This is a genomic window from Allostella sp., assembly GCF_041913585.1.
GTDB lineage: Bacteria > Pseudomonadota > Alphaproteobacteria > ATCC43930 > Allostellaceae > Allostella.
Window position 1 is genome coordinate 1 of sequence record NZ_JAYSFE010000289.1, and the last position, 1,758, is coordinate 1,758.

A 1,758-nucleotide genomic window follows, 5' to 3' on the forward strand; every position below is an offset into this window, starting at 1 on the left:
GGTCGAGGACGCCGTCGAGGAAGCCGGTCGCGGTCCGTTCGGTCATGCCATCGAATTAGCGCAGCCCGGGACCACCCGGCAAGGCGGCGAATTGGATGCGTCCGCGATTGATCCGACCCCGTGCACCGGAGCAACCTATGGCAGCAATTGGCGGGTCGTCCGTCAGGTAGAGCGACGCGGGAGCGCAGCCATGGCGATCATCGGAGGCGACGGGCCGGACATCCTGCCCGGTACCGAGGGGGCAGATACAATCCTCGGCCTGGGAGGGACCGACACCGTCGCCGGTCTGGGGAGCGACGACGTACTCGACCTCGCCGCCGGCGCCGACAGCGCCGACGGCGGCAGCGGCGCCGATCTCGTCATCGGCGCTGCCGGCGACGACACGATCCTGGGCGGCAGCGGCGCCGACCTGCTGTTCGGCGGCACCAATCTCGACAACGCGAACAGCGGTGACGACCTGATCCAGGGCGGTGCCGGCGACGATCTCGCGCTGGGCGGCGACGGCGATGACGTGATCTTCGGCGAGGACGGCAACGACTCGCTCAACGGCAATACCGGCATCGACCTCGTCTATGGCGGGCCCGGCGTCGATTTCGTGCGCGGTGGCCAGGACAATGACAGCGTCTTCGGCGGCACCGGGAACGACTGGCACGTCAACGGCAATATCGGCGACGACTATGTCGGCGGCGGCGAGGGCTCGGATTCCGTCTTCGGCGGCCAGGGCCGGGACAGCGTGCTCGGCGAGTCCGGGAACGACACGGTGACGGGCGATCTCGGCGACGACAGCCTGCTCGGCGGCGACGGCGACGACAGCATCGACGGCGGCGCGGGCGACGACACCGCACTCGGCGGCGCCGGGGTCGACTTCGCCTTTGGCGGCGAGGGCGAGGACCGCCTGCTGGGAGAGGACGGCTCGGACTATCTGGCCGGCGGATTCGGGTCGGACACCATCGACGGCGGCACGGGCGACGACCTGGTGCTGGGCGGCCTGCTCAGCTTCCTCGGCAGCGAGACGGTAACGCCGGACGGCGACAACCTGCTCCGTGGCGGCGACGGCGCCGACACGGTCGTCGGGGACACGGGCAACGACCGCGCCTTCGGCGGCGCCGGAACCGACCTCGTTCTCGGTGTCGGCGGGGACGACTCGATCGATGGCGGCGCCGATGCCGATCTGCTGGTCGGCGACATTCTCATGTACGCCTTCGGCAGCGTGCCGACCCAGGAGGACATCGACCAGTATTATTCGATCTCCTTCCAGTACGCCCTGAACGGCAACGACACGATCGCCGGCGACGACGGCAGCGACACCATCTACGGCAATCTCGGCTCCGACTCGCTCTCGGGCGGCAGCGGCGACGACGTGATTTCGGGCGACCGTATCCTGCTCATCGAGCCCTACGAGGAAGTGCAGGGCGGCGGCCTGTCCGGGCTCTACGGCGGCGCCGACATCATCGGCGGCGGCACGGGCAACGACCTGATCTACGGCGACGAAGGCGACGATCGGCTCGCCGGCGACGACGGCAAGGACAGCCTCCACGGCGGCAGCGGCGCCGACACCCTGACCGGCGGCGCCGGGGACGATCTCCTGGGCGGCGGCTCGGGGCCGGATCGGTTCGCCTTTGGCGACGGCAGCGGCGCCGACACGGTGTCCGGCTTCGACGTCGCGGCGGACGTCCTCGTCATCGCGTCCGGCGTCAACGACACGAACCTGACGACGGCCGCCGCCGTCCTGGCCGCGAGCTTCACCATCGCCGGCCG

General features: G+C 70.4%; 1 protein-coding gene. It reads left to right on the plus strand.

Annotated elements, in window-relative coordinates:
* Nucleotides 1-190: 190 nt before the first annotated feature.
* A partial coding sequence (locus tag ACE3Q3_RS24290; protein WP_374450434.1) for a calcium-binding protein occupies nt 191-1,758 on the plus strand: 1,568 nt, incomplete at its 3' end.